This window comes from Phenylobacterium sp. CCH9-H3 (assembly GCF_001557235.1).
Taxonomy (GTDB): domain Bacteria; phylum Pseudomonadota; class Alphaproteobacteria; order Caulobacterales; family Caulobacteraceae; genus Phenylobacterium.
The window spans coordinates 33064-49743 of the sequence record NZ_LSJI01000082.1; the positions used below are offsets into that span (position 1 = coordinate 33064).

General features: G+C 70.4%; 14 protein-coding genes. 7 read left to right on the forward strand and 7 right to left on the reverse strand.

Annotated features, from left to right (window positions below; genetic code table 11):
* Positions 1 to 38: 38 nt before the first annotated feature.
* The 3 genes from AX721_RS07355 to AX721_RS07365 form a co-directional block, all read right to left on the reverse strand.
* Positions 39 to 1037: an alpha/beta hydrolase fold domain-containing protein gene (locus AX721_RS07355; RefSeq protein ID WP_068875363.1), complete on the reverse strand. Its 999-nt coding sequence runs from the start codon at positions 1035 to 1037 to the stop codon at positions 39 to 41.
* Between the two features lie 73 nt (positions 1038 to 1110).
* On the reverse strand, positions 1111 to 3249 hold the full coding sequence (locus AX721_RS07360) for a TonB-dependent receptor (RefSeq protein ID WP_068875364.1): 2139 nt from the start codon (positions 3247 to 3249) through the stop codon (positions 1111 to 1113).
* Positions 3250 to 3523: 274 nt separating this feature from the next.
* Positions 3524 to 4819 (reverse strand): CitMHS family transporter, encoded by a 1296-nt coding sequence (locus AX721_RS07365; RefSeq protein ID WP_068875365.1) that lies wholly within the window; start codon positions 4817 to 4819, stop codon positions 3524 to 3526.
* Between the two features lie 104 nt (positions 4820 to 4923).
* Here AX721_RS07365 and AX721_RS07370 point away from each other — a divergent pair, with 104 nt between their 5' ends.
* The 3 genes from AX721_RS07370 to AX721_RS07380 all read left to right on the forward strand — a co-directional run bounded on the left by AX721_RS07370 (position 4924) and on the right by AX721_RS07380 (position 7868).
* Positions 4924 to 6084, forward strand: coding sequence for a citrate synthase (locus tag AX721_RS07370; protein WP_068875366.1), 1161 nt, complete (start codon positions 4924 to 4926; stop codon positions 6082 to 6084).
* Between the two features lie 84 nt (positions 6085 to 6168).
* Positions 6169 to 7560, forward strand: coding sequence for an acyclic terpene utilization AtuA family protein (locus AX721_RS07375; RefSeq protein ID WP_068875367.1), 1392 nt, complete (start codon positions 6169 to 6171; stop codon positions 7558 to 7560).
* Positions 7560 to 7868, forward strand: a complete 309-nt coding sequence (locus tag AX721_RS07380) for a DUF4387 domain-containing protein (RefSeq protein WP_068875368.1) — start codon at positions 7560 to 7562, stop codon at positions 7866 to 7868. The genes AX721_RS07375 and AX721_RS07380 overlap by 1 nt, the downstream gene beginning before the upstream one ends.
* A gap of 114 nt (positions 7869 to 7982) precedes the next feature.
* On the opposite strand, the gene AX721_RS07385 is transcribed toward AX721_RS07380, so the two are convergent.
* The 4 genes from AX721_RS07385 to AX721_RS07400 form a co-directional block, all read right to left on the reverse strand.
* A complete protein-coding gene (locus tag AX721_RS07385; protein ID WP_197422495.1) occupies positions 7983 to 9266 on the reverse strand; it encodes a lipase family protein in 1284 nt (427 codons plus the stop codon).
* A gap of 259 nt (positions 9267 to 9525) precedes the next feature.
* Positions 9526 to 9840 (reverse strand): DUF3325 domain-containing protein, encoded by a 315-nt coding sequence (locus AX721_RS07390; protein WP_068875369.1) that lies wholly within the window; start codon positions 9838 to 9840, stop codon positions 9526 to 9528.
* A complete protein-coding gene (locus AX721_RS07395) occupies positions 9830 to 11431 on the reverse strand; it encodes a PepSY domain-containing protein (protein ID WP_231733382.1) in 1602 nt (533 codons plus the stop codon). The genes AX721_RS07390 and AX721_RS07395 overlap by 11 nt, the downstream gene beginning before the upstream one ends.
* Positions 11428 to 11730: a hypothetical protein gene (locus tag AX721_RS07400; RefSeq protein ID WP_156467056.1), complete on the reverse strand. Its 303-nt coding sequence runs from the start codon at positions 11728 to 11730 to the stop codon at positions 11428 to 11430. Before AX721_RS07400 ends, AX721_RS07395 begins: the two co-directional genes overlap by 4 nt.
* A gap of 100 nt (positions 11731 to 11830) precedes the next feature.
* Here AX721_RS07400 and AX721_RS07405 point away from each other — a divergent pair, with 100 nt between their 5' ends.
* The 4 genes from AX721_RS07405 to AX721_RS07420 all read left to right on the forward strand — a co-directional run.
* On the forward strand, positions 11831 to 14131 hold the full coding sequence (locus AX721_RS07405) for a TonB-dependent siderophore receptor (protein ID WP_068875372.1): 2301 nt from the start codon (positions 11831 to 11833) through the stop codon (positions 14129 to 14131).
* A 160-nt stretch (positions 14132 to 14291) separates the two neighbouring features.
* Positions 14292 to 15392: an AraC family transcriptional regulator gene (locus tag AX721_RS07410; RefSeq protein WP_068875373.1), complete on the forward strand. Its 1101-nt coding sequence runs from the start codon at positions 14292 to 14294 to the stop codon at positions 15390 to 15392.
* An 84-nt stretch (positions 15393 to 15476) separates the two neighbouring features.
* Positions 15477 to 16280: a sterol desaturase family protein gene (locus AX721_RS07415; RefSeq protein WP_068875374.1), complete on the forward strand. Its 804-nt coding sequence runs from the start codon at positions 15477 to 15479 to the stop codon at positions 16278 to 16280.
* A partial coding sequence (locus AX721_RS07420; RefSeq protein ID WP_068875375.1) for a DUF2147 domain-containing protein occupies positions 16280 to 16680 on the forward strand: 401 nt, incomplete at its 3' end. The genes AX721_RS07415 and AX721_RS07420, both read left to right, overlap by 1 nt.

Sequence of the window (16680 nt, forward strand, 5' to 3'; positions counted from 1 at the left end):
ATGGACGGGACCGTCAAGGCGGTCGCCGTCGGGGACTTTCACCTCGCCTGAGCGGGGGGCGGCAGCTCGAAGGCGTGGCGCAGCGCAGCCGCTTCGTCCTGGAGGATGCGGCGCACCACGGGCGCGACCTCGTTCCACCGCACGAACCCGTGCGGGATGGCCGGCAGGACGTTCAGGCTGCAGTCGACGCCGGACGTTGAAAGCCTCTCGGCAAGCGTCCTGTTTTCGTCCAGCAGCGGGTCCAGCTCGCCGACCGTCACCCGCGTCGGCGGCAGACCCCGAAGGTCGGCGTGCAGCGGTTGCACGCGCCAGTCGCCCTCGTCGTTAGCGAGGTAGCTGCTCCAGTACAGGCGCATGGACTCGACGGAAAGGCCGTGGCCGGCGAGCCCGCTGAGCCTTCGCCAGGACGGGCTCGAGAGATCCTTCGAATAGACTCCGTAGAGAAGGAGCAGGCGGTCCACCCCATGCACGCGGAGATCGCGGAGCGCTATGGCCGCGCCGAGGGCCAGGTTGGCGCCGGCGGAGTCCCCGGCGAGTGCGAAGCCGCAGACGGACCGGCCCGCCACCTCGCGATCGGTGATCACCTGGCGCGCGACCACCACGACCTCGTCGAAGGCGGTGGGAAACCTGTGCTCGGGCGCGAGGGCATAGCCGATCGAGAGCGCCGCCATGCCGCTCTCGCGCACGAACTGGCGGAGCGGCGCGTCCCAGCCGGCGAGGATCCCGTGCCGGAACCCGCCGCCGTGACAGTAGATCATCAGCGGCGGTCGCTCGGCGCGCTCGGGCCAGTAGAGCTTGCACGGAACCGCCCGCCCATTCACCGGAAAGCAGAGCTCAGTCTCGTCGGCGAGGGGCTTGCTGCCGCGGGCCGTGACGGCGTTCAGCCGGTTGATGTACTCGCGCACCGCGTGGACGTCGCCGCCGACCGGCGGGGAGAGGCCCATCGCGCGCAGGCGTGCGGCCGCCGCGGCCAGATCGGGATGGATCGCCCGCTCGCGGTCGCTGTCCGGCGCGTCGCGCGGTGGATCGGAATGCACGCGTCAACTCCAGGATCATCCCGAGGCGCCGGCGGCGGGCGGCCGCCGGCGCCTGGGGGACGTCGTAAAAGGCCTAGAAATTCCAGCGAAGCGTGGCGCCGTAGGTGCGGGGCGCGCTGTAGGCCACGAAGTGCGTGGAGTTGAAGAGCACCTGGAACGTACGGCTGCGCTCGTCGGTCAGGTTCTTGCCCCAGATGGAGAAGGTCCACGATCCGTCGGGGCTGGTGTAGCCGGCGTTCGCGTCCACGAACTCGGAGGCCTCGCGGATCTCCGGCGCCAGATTGCTGTTGTCGTCGTAGATCAGGCTTTCATAGCGATACTCCGCGGCCGCGCGGAACTCGCCGCCGTTCGCCAGCATGAGGGTGTAGCTGGGCGAAAGGGTCAGCTTGTGTTTGGGCGAGCGGCTGAGGCGATTTCCGGCCAGGTTCACCGGGTTGCCGGCGTCGTCGACCGTCTCGAAGTCGTCGAACGTCGCGTCCGTGTAGGCGTAGTTCGCCCCGAGGTCGAAGCCCGCCCCGATCCGCCAGAGAAGCGAAGTCTCATAGCCCTTGATGGTGGCGGCGCCGGCGTTGTTGGTCAGCTTGGCCAACCCCACCGTCTGGCCGGTCTGGAGGTCGGTGTAGTCGATCAGATAGATCGAGTTGTTCCAGGTGACCGTGCGGTCGAAGAACTGCTGCTTCAGACCCAGCTCGTACTGGGTGGCGTACTCGGGGGCGAATGGCGTCACGGCGGCTTCGCGCGAGCTGGGCGCGTCCTGGAAGCCGCCGCTCTTGAAGCCGCGCGAGATCATCGCGTAGGCCATGTGATCGGGCGCGATGCGATAGTTGGCGCCCAAACGCCAGGTCACCGCGTCGAAGCTCGCGCTCGCCGTGGCGTCCAGCGGGAAGACGGTCTGGAACTGCTGCGGGCCGAGATGGACGATGTGATAGTCCTTCTCGTCCTTCGTGTAGCGCACGCCCGCGACGACGTTCAGCCGATCGGTGAGCGGATAGGTGATGTCGCCGTAGACCGCATAGCTCTGCAGCTTCGCATCCTGCGCCACGCGCTCGCGGCCCGCGAAGTTGAGGGTGTTGTTGACGACTGTCCGGTCCGTCCGGGCGCGGTAGCTGTAGACGCCGACGACCCAGGACGCCTTGCTGTCGAGCGGTGACAGCAGGCGCACTTCGTGGCTGGTCAGCTCGCTGTGCTCGATGTCGCCGCCCTCGATGCCGCGCGTGCCGTTCGAGCCGTCGAAATCATAGTAGGACTCATAGTCCACCTCCCGGTGGGAGCCCAGGTAGCTCAGGGTGGCGAAGGGCAGAGACCAGGACACCTCCGCGCGCAGGCCGTGGGTGTCGCGGTCCTGACGCCCATCGATGGTGGCCAGGCTCCGGTCGGGATCGAGCGACAGAGGATAGCGGTCCGGCCGCGTCGTGAAGATCACGTGGTTCGCGGGGCCGGTTCCCCGGTCGGTCGTGGTGTCCGCCGTCAGATGGATTCTGAGCGTATCGGTCGGCTCGAACAGCAGTTGCGCGCGGGCGCTGCGGGTGTCGCCCGACTCGAGATCGCCTCCGGTGACCGTGCTCCTGACGTAGCCGTCGTGCTTGCGGATGCTGCCGCTGAGCCGGAAGGCCGCAAGGCCGCCGGCGAATGGCGCATTGATCATTCCGGCGATCTCGCGCCGGTCATAGTTGCCGAGCGTGCCTTCGAGCGCGCCGGCGAAGCCGGACAGGTCCGGCGCGCGTGTGATGACGTTGATGGCGCCGCCGACCACGTTGCGGCCATACAGCGTGCCCTGCGGACCCTTCAGCACCTCGATCCGCTCGATGTCGAAGACGTCGAATGCGATCGCCGAGGGGCGGCCGAGGTAGATTTCGTCCAGGAACACCGCCGCGCTCGGATCGCCCGCGGAGCCGCGGTCCGAGGAACCGATGCCCCGTATGAACAGGCGGGGTTCGCTGGCCGGGAAGGCGTCGAAGCTGAGGCCGGGCGTCCGCGTGATGACGTCCTGCACGCCGACGATGTGGGAGTCCTCGATCTGCTCGGCCCCGAACGCGGTGACAGTCACCGGCACGTCCTGCAGCCTTTCGCTGCGCCGCTGGGCGGTGACGACGATCTCCTCGAGTGTCGCCTGCGGCGAGGCCGGTCGGTCCTGCGCGTGAGCCGGCAGGCCAAGGAGCGCGCCCAGGGCGACGCCCGCGCACAGCAGCACGCGACGCTTGTCGATGTTCATGATTGTCCATCCCCAATTCTTCGTTCTTCTTGCGCGTTCTGAGGGCGCTTAAGAATCTTCGGCAAAAGAACTAATGACGATACTGTATGGCGTCGGATCTATTCGTGTGATGCAAAGTGCGAATAGAACGATGCGCGAGCCGGCGGCGCGTGAAATCGAGGTGGGCGAGGACCCCAGCGCCATGCGTCCGCCAGGCGATGGCGGCTCTTCGAGGCTGACCCGGCGGCTCCGGCCCGCCAGTTCATGAGGATGTCGATGCGGTCCGTGGCGTCGATCAGCCGGCCACGGTGATCGCCCCCGTCAGGATGGCCGCCGCCAGGGCGAACAGGCTCACCAGGATCGCCCAGGGCAGGGCGAAACGCTGCATGTCCCCCACATCGGCCCGGATCAGGCTCGCCACCAGATAGATGGGGGCGATGAAGGGGCTCAGCCCATGGAGCGGCATGCCCATCAGCGAGGCCCGCGCGATCACTTCCGGCGGCACGCCGTAGGCGGCTCCCGCGGCGCCCAGGACCGGCACGACGCCGAAGTAGAAGGCGTCGTTCGACATGAACATCAGGAGCGGCAGGCTGAGCAGGCCCGTGATCGGACCCATGTAGGGCCCAAGCTGCGGCGGGATCGTCGACACCAGGCTGCCGGCCATGGCGTCGATCATGCCGGAGCCGGCCAGGATGCCGGTGAAGGCGCCGGCGCCGAAGATCAGGGAGACCATCATCAGCACGGTCTCGCCGTGAACCGCGAGGCGCTCCTTCTGCTCCGACAGCTTCGGGAAGTTGAGGGTCAGGGCGATGGCGAACGCGCCCATGACGAGCGCGGGCAGGGGAGCGACCTGGGTCACCATCCCCGCGATGAGGGCCGCCGTCAGGGCGAGGTTGAGCCACAGGTTGCGGGTTTCCTTCGGCGAGGCCGGCGTCGTGGGCTCGAGGTCCTGGACGGGGCCGGCCGCCGCCATCCCCGCCAGCCGGCGGCGCTCCCGTCGCCCAAGCCCGTAGGCGAGCGCCAGGACGACCAGCAGCGACAGTCCGAGGGCCGGCAGCAGCGGCCCCACCACATCCATCAACGGGACGCGGAGCGCGACGGAGGCCCGGGCGGCGGGCCCGCCCCAGGGAAGCCAGTTTATCAGCGTGTTCGACAGGCCGAGCAGGGTGGCCAGGATCAGCGGATTGAGCCCCAGGCGCCGGTAGACGGGGTACATGGCCGAGATGGTCACCAGGGCGCTGGTCGCCCCGTCGCCGTCCAGGGACACGAGCATCGCGAGCACCGCCGTGCCGACGACGATCCGCACCGGGTCGTCGCCGGCGATCTGGAGGATCTTGCGCACGAGCGGCTCGAAGAGCCCCGCCTCGATCATCACCGCGAAGTAGAGGAGCGCGAAGACCAGCATCAGTGCGGTCGGGGCGACCTCTGAGACTCCGCTGATCATCATCTTGCCCAGGTCCGGTCCGAACCCGCCGAGCATCCCGAAGCCGATCGGGACCAGGATCAGGGCCGCGGCCGCGGACAGCCGCTTCGTCAGGACGAGGGCGAGGAAGGTCGCCAAGGTGGCGAAGCCCAGCAGGGACAGGTTCAACAGCGGGCTCCTCGACGGCGGATCTCCGGAGTCAGTGTGGGATCGCGAGCTTGCCGTCAACATTGACGTCGTGCATCAATATATAGAAGCGCAGGAGTGAGGACGTGTACCTGACGGCCAATGAGGCGGCGCGGGAGCTGGGCGTGAGCGTCACCACGCTCTACGCCTATGTGAGCCGCAAGCAGATCCGAACCCAGAAGGCCCCGGGGTCGCGCACCCGGCTCTACTGGCGCGAGGACATCGAGCGGCTGAAGGGCGCAGCCGGACCGACGGGCGCGGATATTCTGGTTCCGCGGTCCACCCTCACGCTCATGACCGACGAGGGGCCCTTCTACCGTGGGCGCAGCGCCGTGGCCCTGGCCGAGACGGAGTCGCTGGAGTCGGTGTGCGCGTTGCTCTGGGGCGCGCCGCATGACGCCACGTTCGAGGCCGTCAACCTCCGGACCAGCGCGGCCTACCAGCGTGTGGCCGCAGCCGTCGGAGAGGCGCCGGTGCATGACCGGGCCGTGACCCTGATCCCGCTCCTCGAACAGAGCAACCCGCGCGCCTTCGACCTGACCCAGAGCGGCTTCGCCCGCAACGGCGCTGAATTGATGCGCTGGTTCGGTCACTTGATCGCAGGCTTCGACCCGTCCGACGATCGGCCCCTGCACGAATCCGTGGCGGCGGGTCTCGGCGCGCCGCCGCCCTACAGCGACATCCTGCGGCGGCTCTTCGTGCTCGCGGCGGACCACGAACTGGATCCCAGCACCTATGCCGTGCGAGCCCTGGCGAACACCGGCGTCACGGCTTACCAGGCCGTGCTCGCGGGCCTGGCCTCGACCTTCGGTCGCCGCGCGACGTTCGGACGCGCCCAGAGCCTCGAGCGTCTTCTGGACGACATCCTCGAGTCCGCCGACCCCGAGGCGGCCGTCCTGCGTCCGCTGCGCGAGGGCGCGCCGCTGCCGGGTTTCGGCTCGGCACAGTATCCGGCGGGCGATCCGCGGGCCAAGGCGCTCGTCGCGGCGCTCGAGGACGCGGTCGGCGACGACCCGCAGTTCCGGCGGTTCATGGCGGCGGTGCGCGCCGCGCGCGACGCCACCGAGCTCGAGCCGTCCCTCGCCATTCCCCTGAGCTTCGTCGCCTACAAGGTGGGGCTGAAGTCCCAGGGCGGCGTGATCTGGCAATTGCCGCGCATGGCCGGCTGGGTCGCCCACGCCATGGAGCAGTACCTCACCGGCGAGCCGGTTCGACCGCGGACGACCTACGTGGGTCCGCTGCCGTAGTCGGACGCATTATATGTACAAATCTCGTCAATATTGACTGATGATGCGTCGGAGCCGATACGCCCTCCAACACAAGGAGGCGACATGACAGCGACCCAGACCGACAGCGTCACCGTACTCGTGCCGGTAGGCTCCCTGGGCGCTGGCGTGCGCGAGAGCGAGGTGATCCACGGCCTGGAGGCCGGGGCCCAGGTGATCGCATCGGACGCCGGCTCCACCGACAGCGGCGCCGCCTACCTCGCCCTCGGGATGTCCAAGAACAATCGCGGCGCGGTGAAGCGGGACCTGGAGATCCTCATGCGCGCGCAGGCCAGGTACGGTGTCCCGATCCTGATCGGCTCCAGCGGGCAGGCGGGTGGCGACCTGAACGTGGACTGGACCCGCGACATCGTGGTCGAGATCGCGCGCGAACATGGCCTCACGCCGAAGATCGCCCTGCTCTACAGCGAGCAGGACAAGGCCACGGTGAAAGCCAGGAACGCATCGGGCGCGATCACGCCGCTTGCGCCGCTCGGCCCCCTGGACGAGGCCGCCATCGACGCCTGCGACCATATCGTCGCCGTCATGGGCCCTGAGCCATTCATCGCCGCCCTCGAGGCCGGCGCGGACATCGTGCTTGGCGGAAGGACCACGGACACGGCCGTCCTGGCCGCCTATCCGCTCTGGAAGGGGATGGGCGTGGGGCCTTCGTGGCACGCCGGCAAGGTTACGGAGTGCGGCGGGCAATGCGCCGAGAAGCGCCTCGGGTCAGGCGTCCTGTTTCGGGTCGGGGCCGAGCATTTCGACGTCGCCCCGCTGGAACCGGCGAACCTTTGCACGCCGCACAGCGTGTCGCGGCACATGCTCTACGAGAACAGCGATCCGTTCCGGCTGGTCGAGCCGGGCGGCGTCCTCGACGTCACCGAGGCGCGCTATGAACAGCTCGACCCGCGCTGGGTGCGGGTGACCGGGTCGCGTTGGGAGCCGCAGCCCTACACCATGAAGCTCGAGGGCGCCGCCGTCGGGCCCTGCCAGACCATCATGCTGATCGGCATCCGCGACCCCGAGGTCCTGCGGCAGCTCGATGTCTTCCACGACCGGATGCTCGCCGCCCTGACCGAACGGGCGCGGCGCAACATCGACGCCGACCCGGACAGCTGGTCGATCTCCCTGCGTCTCTACGGCTGGAACGCGCTCGACGGCCAGCCGCCGCCGCCTGGGACGCCCCCGCCGCGGGAGGTGGGGATCCTGTGCGTGATCACGGCCCCGACCCAGAAGCTGGCCACCGACATCGCCAAGGCCTGCAACCCCTACTTCTTCCACTTTCCGATCAATCCCGAGAAGGAGCTGCCGAGCTACGCCTTCGCCTTCTCGCCCGCCGACATCGAGCGCGGGCCCGTCTACGAGTTCAAGCTCAACCACGTGGTGGCGGTCGAAAGCCCCACCGAGCTGGTGCGGACGGTGTTCGTCGACCTGGCCCGGCCGGAGGCTGCGTGATGCCGAAACTGAGCGAGGTCTGCCGGGACATCCGGTCCAAGAACGCCGGGCCGTTCTGGGTGACGGTCGACATCTTTTTCGACGGCCCCGAAAGCTTCGGCCGCTATGTGGATCACCCCGCGCTCGGCGTGGAGGCGATGGCCGCGGCGTTCGGCGTCGATCCGGCCCTGGTGAAGCGCTTCCCGGTGGAGAGCCTCGAGATGATCAAGATCTCGTACCCCCGCACGTCGCCCCAGGGCGGCGTGGTCGAGCGCGACCTGCACGCCGGACAGCAGTATGTCCGATTGCTGGACGTGGAGCTCGGCTAGCGCCGCGCGGGAGGGCGCGCATCGCCTCGCGTGCGGGCGCACTGGACCTCCCGCCTTGGCTCACTCGGCGGCGCCGACACCGCGCCGCGCCGCCGTTCATTCCCGGACGCCGGCTCAGTCCTTGTTGAAGGGGGCCTTCGGATCGAGCGTCCCCGGCGCCCCGGGCGGCGAGAGGTCCTGGCATGCGGGCCCGGGGCTCTCGCCCCGCAGCCGCGCCCGCGCGAAGGCGAGGGCGTCCTCGAACGACCCGTGCAGAGCCCCGTCGTGGCCCAGTCCCTCGTACCGCCGCCAGATAACCTGATCGCCCGCGGCGCAGAGCGCCGCCGCCGCCGCATACTGCCTCATCGGCGGGATCGTCGCGTCGGAGAGGCCTGTGCCGATCATCAGCGGAACGCCGACGGCCTGTGACGGCATGTCGGTGACCGGAAGGCGGAGCGCCGCCAGTTCGTCCAGCGAGATCGAGAAGGCGTCGCTCAGGCCCCCGATCCCGAGTTCGCGGGAAAGGGCCCCGATCTCCGCCGTGCAGCCCTGCCTGGCGGCGGCGAGGAGTTGGGCGCCGCGAGGGCTCAGGATCGCCTCGACCGGCGGCCCGTCATCCCGCAGGCCGCCGGCGACGACGCTCAGGAACATGTTGGCGGAGTTCCGGGGCGGGAGCGGGACGGGACCATCGGGGAAGGTGCTGTTGACGCCCGTGGCGACGGCGCCGAGCACGTTCAGTTCGGGCGCATAGGTCCGGGACAGCCGTGCGGCGCCCAATGCGGCGCCCGCGCCCTGCGACTGGCCGACGATCAGCACGTGGTTGGACAGGAGGCCCGCCTTCTCGGCGAAGGCCGCGCGGGCCGCGTCGAGGACGGAGCGGCCTTCCGACGGCCAGTGGAGATAGGGATGCGGCCCAGGGCCGCCCAGGCCCTGGTAGTCGGTCGCGACGACCGCGAACCCGGCCTTGAGCCAGCGGTTCATATAGGCGGCGTCCCTCGCCCTGAAGCCGGTCCACGAGGGGGCGCACACATCGGCGACGCCAAGGGTGCCGTGCGCCCAGGCGACCAGCGGCCAGCCGCCCTGGGGAGGCTTGCCGGCCGGAAGGAAGAGGACGCCGCTGACCGGGATCGGTCCCGAACCCCAGCGCGCATCGGTCGAGGCATAGAGCAGTCGCAACGCTTCGCCGGCCGCCGTCATTTCCGGCTGCTCGGGCATCGGCGCGCGGCGCAGCACCTGGCCGGCCTGGCCGGGCAACGGCCCGTCCCAGCGGTAGAATGGAGAGATGTCCATGTCGCCTGCCGCGGGACCCGTGGGGAGCTCGCCCGCACGCGCCGAAGTCGGCGGCAGCACGCCGCCGGCGACCAGGGCCAGCAGGGCCGGCGCGGCCGTCAGCGCGGCTAGGATACGGCTGGGGCGCATTGCACATCCTTAAGGCTTGAGCTGGCGGCGGCCTCGGGCGGGCCGCGGCGTGGGCTTACCGGAGACGACTCGCTCGCGCGGGGGCGTGTGAGCGCTCGTCGGAGCGCCTTGTTAGCGGCCCGAAGCCCGGCCGGTGATGCGAATTGCGAATGCCGCTATGCGCCGTGCTGCGCTGGCCGGGATGCCGGACGCCGTTGAAATCGGAGCGGGCTGCGGCTGGCGCGGCCTGTTCGGCGAGCGTCAGACGCCCGCGGGCCGGTCAGAACCCCGCAAGGGGTGCGCACGCCAAGGCGAAGGCGCCCGCCGCCGGCACATAGGCCGGGCGCCACGACATCAGGAGCACGAGAAGCGCCGCGGCCACGGACAGCTGCCCGATCCAGGCGACGAGGCCGAACCCAGGCCCTTCATGGGCCATGGCCACGATCGCGGCGACGATCAGCAGGAGCCAGCCCAGGACACGCGCCGTGCGGGCGTCGGGGAAGGCCGCCGGCGAGAGGCGCGCGCGGCGCCCGGGCATTGCCAGCGCGAGGTAGGCGAACGCCGCAAAGCCGATCACGCCGGGTTCAAGCGACATGGGCGGTCTCGCGGGCGTGGGTCGCCTTCGGGTAAGGCGCCGAGGCGATCTTGCCTGGACGCGAGGCGCGCCAGGCGGCGAGGCCGCACAGGGCGGCGGCGGTCAGCGTCACGACGTCGAAGGCGACGAAGAGCCCGTCGCGGCTCAGAAGGCTGGCGACGAGGCCGCGGTCCGTGGTGGCCGCGTTCACGATCGGGATGGCCGCGAAGGCGGCGGCGGCGATGGCGAAGGTCTCGATCCAGGCGCGGCGCGCAGGCCGCAGCAGCGAAAGCGCGGCCAGGCCGAACCACGCCCAGAACATGGCGGACACCTCCAGGTCTGCGCGCTTCGGCGCATCGACCGGGATCAGGCGGTTCGCCAGCAGGAAGGCCGCCATGCCCGCCGGCAGGCAGGCGATCGTCCCGATGTTGAGCCGCTCGACCAGGCGCAGGCCGAAGAAGGGCGCCGCGCCGGGCCGCGTCCGCTTGACGGTCCAGAGGACGAGGCCGGTCCCCACCATCGCCGTTCCGGTCAGGCCCAGCAGGAAATACGTCCAGCGCAGGACCGGCCCGGCGAAGTGGCCGAGGTGCAGGCCCAGCATGACGCCCATGGTGGCGATCGCCGGTCCGGAGGCGGGCGAGCGGCTGAGTTCCCGGCCCGTCGCTCCGGAGAAGGTGATCGAGTCGGATCGCGCGTTCAGGCGCGCCGATGTCGCGCGCAGGACGGTGACGGTCGCGGCCTCGTCGTTGGGGTTGCGGATCACCACGGTGCGCGGCGGGTCGCCCCAGGCGCGCGTCGCGGTCTCGATCATCGGCCCGACCCGCTGGAGGGGCGCGGGGCGGCCCGAGGCCTCGCCCTCGGCGGGGGCGCCGTAGGCCGCGGCCTGGAAGGCGTCGGCCGTCTCGAAGTTCGCCTTCACCGGCCAGGGCATGTACATCGCCACCAGCGTGATCAGGCCGGTGTAGGTGATCATCGCGTGGAACGGCAGGGCCAGCACCGCCGAGGCGTTGTGGGCGTCGAGCCAGCTGCGCTGCCCCTTGCCCCACCGCAGCGTGAAGAAGTCCACGAAGATGCGCTTGTGGGTGACTACGCCCGAAATGATCGCAGCCAGCATGAAGATGGCGCAGACGCCCGCCAGCCAACGGCCCCACGGGTGCGGGATCTGCAGCTGGAAGTGGAAGCGGTAGAAGTGCTCTCCGCCCTTGGTGTCGCGGGCTTCCAGCGGCTGCCCGGTCGCCGGGTCGAGCTTCATCTCCGGCCGGCGTCTGGCGGGTGGGGCGTTCGGGTCGGGATTGGGTCTGGCGCGGGCGAAGACGCGGGTCACCGCCGTGCGTTCGTCGGGCAGGTAGACGAACCATTGCAGGTCGTCCGGCGACGTCGCCTGCAGGTGGTCGATCGCGGCCTGGGCGGCCCGGGCCGGCGGCACGGCGGCGGGGCGCAGTTCGGGCTGCATCCATTGGGTGATCTCGGGGCGGAAGTAGCTGGCCGTGCCCGTCAGGAACATGGCGAAGAGGATCCAGCCCGCCAGCAGCCCCAGCCAGGCGTGGATCCACGCCATGGATTGCCGCAGCCCCTTGGCGGACGGCGGGCCGGGGGCGCGGCCACCGCTCACGGCCGGACGCCCAAGGCGAAGAGGGCGGCGGCGGACCCGAACCCGACGCCCCAGAGACCGGTCGCCACCACCCACAGGCGCCGTTCGTGGAACGCCCAGAGCCCCGCCATCGCGAAGAGCAGGAACGACAGCGTCATGCCCCACGCCGTCGCCTCGACCCGAGAGCCGGGCAGCAGGCGCGCCAGCAGCGTCGCGACGCCGGCCGCCGCCAGGTAGCCCCCGAACAGGGCGGTGAGCGCGCGGGCCGTCATGCGGGCGGCGTCCGGCCAGGCGGATGGCGGCGGTGGTTTCCGGGTCACGAAGGCCTCGCGTCGATCGCTGACTTGCGTCTAACCAGACCGCTCGCTATTCGCAATTAAGAATCACTCGCATTATCAATTCGAGCGTCAGAGGGGCGTCATGAAGACTCGTTCGCAGGCCGGCCGCAGCAGAATCGCCGTGGCCGTGGTCACCGCCGCATTGCAGTCCCTGGCGGGGACGGCGCTGGCGGACGCGGTCGAAGCCGACGGCGCGACGTCGGTGGAAGGGGTCGTGGTCACGGGCCTTAAGGGCCGCCAGGCGGCGGCGGGAACCAAGACCGAGACAGCGCTGATCGAGACCCCGCAGAGCATCACGGTGATCGACGGCGACGAGTTGATCCGCCGCAACGCGCAGTCGATCAACCAGGCCTTGGGCTATGTGGCCGGCGTCGCCGTCAACCAGCGCGGCGGCATGGTCACCCGCTACGACCAGCTCGTGGTGCGCGGGTTCGCGCCCGAGACCTTCCTGGACGGCATGCGGATCATCGCCGGGCCCTACTCACGGCCGCAGATCGACTTCAACCGCATCGACCACATCGATGTGGTGAAGGGACCGGCCTCGGTGCTCTACGGCAGCAGCACGCCCGGCGGACTGGTGAACCTGGTCAGCAAGCTGCCCGAGCCGGAGGCCTTCGGCCGGATCGAGGGCCAGCTGGGCGACTACCGCACGCGGCGCATCACAGGAGACGTCAACGCGCCGCTGGACGATGAGGGCCGCTGGCTGGGCCGCATCGCGGCCGGCTGGCAGAAGGGCGACGGGCTGACCAGCGGCACGTTCAGCGAGCGCTATCACGTCTCGCCGATGCTGACCTTCGCGCCCACGGCCGACACCAGCCTGACGGTCGTGGCGGCCTACCAGCACGCCCCGAGCGGCGGCGGCTACTCCGGCGTCCCGGCCTTCGGCTCGGTGCTGCCGAACCCGTTCGGCGAGCTGCCGCGCGACATCAACACCGGCGACCCCGGCTACGAGCGCTACAACCACAAGGCCAGATCGGTCGCCGCCTTCTTCCGCCACGACTTCAACGAACGGCTGACCTTCCGCTCGAACGCACGTTTCCAGAACAACAAGCTCTCGTACCGCCAGCTCTACGTGGCCGGTTTCCCGACCGTCGGGACCGGGGCGAACCGTAACACCGACTACTCGACCATCCTCCGCGGCGGGGGCGGGGCCGACGAGGACTTCGACACCCTGACGCTGGACCAGCAGCTGAGCGCGCGGTTCGAGACGGGCGCCCTCAAGCACCAGGTGCTGGGCGGCTTCGACTACCAGAAGATCACCGGCGAGAACGTCCAGCAGTTCAACACGGGCGTGACGAACAATCCGGTCACCAGCATCCCCAACCTGCGCCTGTTCGCGCCCACCTACGGCGGCGTCCTGCCGAGCAAGGACCTGACCCTGCTGTCGGCGGCCTACGTCAACACCGACAGTAAGCGCATCCAGAAGGGCCTCTATCTGCAGGATCAGGTGGCGATCGGCCGGCTGCAGCTGATCGCGAGCGGGCGCTACGACTGGTACGACCAGACGACCCTGAACAAGAAGACCGGCGCCGCCGCGGTCCTGGAGCAGGACGCTTTCACGATGCGGCTGGGCGCTCTGTACGAGCTGGCCAAGGGCCTGGCGCCCTATGCGAGCTATTCGGAATCGTTCGAGCCCCAGGCCGGCACGACCTATCTCGGCGAGGCCTTCGTCCCGGTCACCGGCCGCCAGTACGAGGCCGGCGTGAAGTGGCAGCCCGCCGGCACGTCGGCGCTGTTCACCCTCAGCGTCTACGACCTGCGTCGCCGAAAGACGCCGGTGGCCGACCCGCTGGCCGGCACGAACGGCGTCCCGGCCAACTCCATGGTCCAGATCGGCGAGGTCCGCGTCCGCGGCGTGGAGCTGGAGGGGCGCGGCGAGATCCGGCCGGGGCTCAGCGTCGTCGCGGCGGCCAGCTACACCGATGCGATCATCACCCAGGGGGCGCCCGCCGTGCCGGCGACGGCCACCAATACCGGCACGCCTGCCACCACCGGAACCCGCCAGCTCGGCGTGCCCGAGTGGGGCGCCTCCACCTTCGTCACCTATGACCTGGGCCGGGCCGAGGCGGCGAGCGGCGCCCTGGCGGGCCTGCGGTTCGGCGGCGGCCTGCGGTACGTGGGCGGCTCCGACGGCACGACCACCTATGCGGTGATCGACAACGTCACCACCTTCCAGCGCTTCCGCACGGACGGCTTCGTCCTGGTCGACGCCTTCGTGGGCTACGACCTCGGCCAGGCTTCGAACCGCATGGAAGGCTGGGAAGCGGCGGTGAACGTCGCCAACCTGTTCGACAAGCGCCACGTCTCGGCCTGCCCGTTCAACAACAGCTGCTACTTCGGCGCCGCGCGGACGGTCACCGCTTCGCTCCGATACGGCTGGTGAGGCGCAAGGGCTCGCCGCCGAGCGTCTATCGCTTCCGGCGCGAGATGGGCTACGCCTTAGGCGCGCTGGAGGCAGGCCTCGTCGCCGACCCGTTCGGCGTCACCTGAGCCATCGTCGCGGCGGTCCTGGACGGTCGCCGCGCAAGCTGAGGGAGACGCCGATGAGCGAGCATTGGGATGGCGCCCGCCTCGTGATCGCCCCCGCCGACTTCGCGGAACTGCTGCTGCGCGGCGCCGCGATCGGCATCTTCGTGGCCCTGGGCGCCGGCCTGTTCCGCGACCTGCGGGTCCCTGCCCGCCTGACCGGGGCGGCCTTCTGCCTCGGCGGCGCGGGCCACGCGATGACCCAGTCGCCCGTCATCATGCGGACCCTCGGCTACGCGGCGGCGCCGGCCTGGGTGCTTTCCGTGATCGCGGGCGGGCTCTTCTGGGCCTTCGCGCTCGAGCTCTTCGGCGACAATCCCAAAATCCGCCCGCAACGGTTCGCGCCGGCGGCCGTCCTCCTCATCGTCGCGCTGGCGGCCCTCGGCAGCCCGCCGGCCTGGGCGCGCTACCTCTGGCTGCTGCAGAACCTGATCAACGCCGGGCTGATGCTCCACGTCCTCGCGGTGACCTGGGCGGGCTTGCGCGGCGACCTCGTCGAGCCGCGGCGGCGCCTGCGCGGTCCCATGATCGCGGCGGTCGCGATGTACGCCCTGGTGATCAGCGCCATCCAGTCGGCCGAACTGTTCTCGCGGCCGGCCAGCCAGCTGTCGCTCCTGGCGGCGGTGGTCCTGGTCGCGCTGGGGCTGGCGGGCGTCCTGGTGTTCATGGCCGCGGACGAGCGCCTCTTCGGCCGCTCGGCAAAGGCGGCGCGGGCGACGGCGTCCGCCGCCGTGCCCGTGCAGGACCGGGCCACCCTGGACCGGCTGCGCCGGCTGCTCGACGAGGAGGAGGTCTGGCGGCGCGAGGACCTCACCATCGGCCAGCTCGCCGAGCTGGCCGGCGTTCCCGAGCATCGCCTGCGCAAGATCATCAACGAAGGGCTGGGCTACCGGAACTTCGCCGCGTTCCTGGGCGAGCGCCGGGTGGCGGCGGCGAAGGCCGCGCTCGCTGACCCCGAGAGCGGGCGCAAGTCCATCTCCTCGATCGCCTATGAGGCGGGCTTCAGCTCCCTGGCCTCGTTCAACCGGGTGTTCCGCGACCTCGCGGGCATGACGCCCACGGTGTTCCGGCAGCAGGCGCTCGGCGCCTCGATTCCGGAAACCCCTCCTCAGAACTGAACAACTTCCGGCGCTTTCGGGAGCGAGGAGACGATCCGGGCCATCGTCGGGCCAATGCCTCCAAATCAAACGGAGGTTCCCGTCATGTCGCCGTCCTTCCTGGAAGACCTCGTCACCCGCTGGCTCCTCGACCTGCAGATCGACCTGACCCGCTACGCGGTGTTCGCGCTCGCCACCTGGTTCCTGATCTGGGTCGTGCTCAGGGGCGCGCTCGCCCACCGCAAGATCCGCGAAGCGACGCCGCCGGCGCGCCAGCTGATCGTGGAGTTCGCGGTCTCGCTGCGCTCGCTGGCCATCTTCTCCACGGTGGGCGCCTCGATGTTCGTCCTCGAGCGCCTGGGCGTGATGACCGGCCCGGCGCGCGCGGCCGAGTGGGGCTGGGCCTGGGGCGCGGCGTCGCTCGTCATGATCATCGTCGCCCAGGACGCCTGGTTCTACTGGACCCATCGGGTCATGCACCACCGCCGGTTCTTCCGGCTGTTCCACCGCCGCCATCACCGCTCGAACAACCCCTCGCCCTTCACCGCCTACAGCTTCGACCTGGCCGAGGCCGTGGTGCAGTCGATCTTCGTCCCGATCTGGATGCTGCTCGTGCCGACCTCCTGGCCGGTGGTGGGCCTCTTCATGCTCCACCAGATCTTCCGCAACACGATCGGCCACTGCGGCTACGAGCTCTTCCCGGCCCGGCGCGACGGCCGTCCGCTCCTGGGATGGCTGACCACCGTCACCCATCACGACCTGCACCACGCCCAGGCCGGCTACAACTACGGCCTCTGGTTCACCTGGTGGGACCGCTGGATGGGCACCGAGCATCCGCAGTACCTGGCCCGGTTCGCGGCCTCGGCCACCCGCCGGCCGGCGCGGCTCCAGCCGGCGGAGGCGGCGTGATGGCGCGCCTCGCCCTGCTGGCCGCCGCCCTGGTCCTCGCGGCGCCCGCGGCGGCCCAGCCGCGCGCCGACATCGGCGGGCGCTGGGCGACGGAGGGGTTCGCGTCGATCGTCGAGTTCCGCCCCTGCGCCGCCGACCCCCAGACCCAGTGCGGCCGGATCGTCTGGCTCTGGTCGCCCAACGAACGGGGCCGCCCGCGGACGGACGCCCGCAACCCGGACGCCGGCCTGCGGTCCCGGCCCCTGCTGGGCGTCGAGCTGGTGCAGGGGCTTCGCCAGACCGCGCCGGGCGTCTGGACCCAGGGCCGGCTCTACAATCCCGACGACGGACGGACCTACGGCGGGTCGGTGCGCCTGAAGGGCGGGGTGCTGGAGCTGGAAGGCTGCGCGCTCAAGGTGGT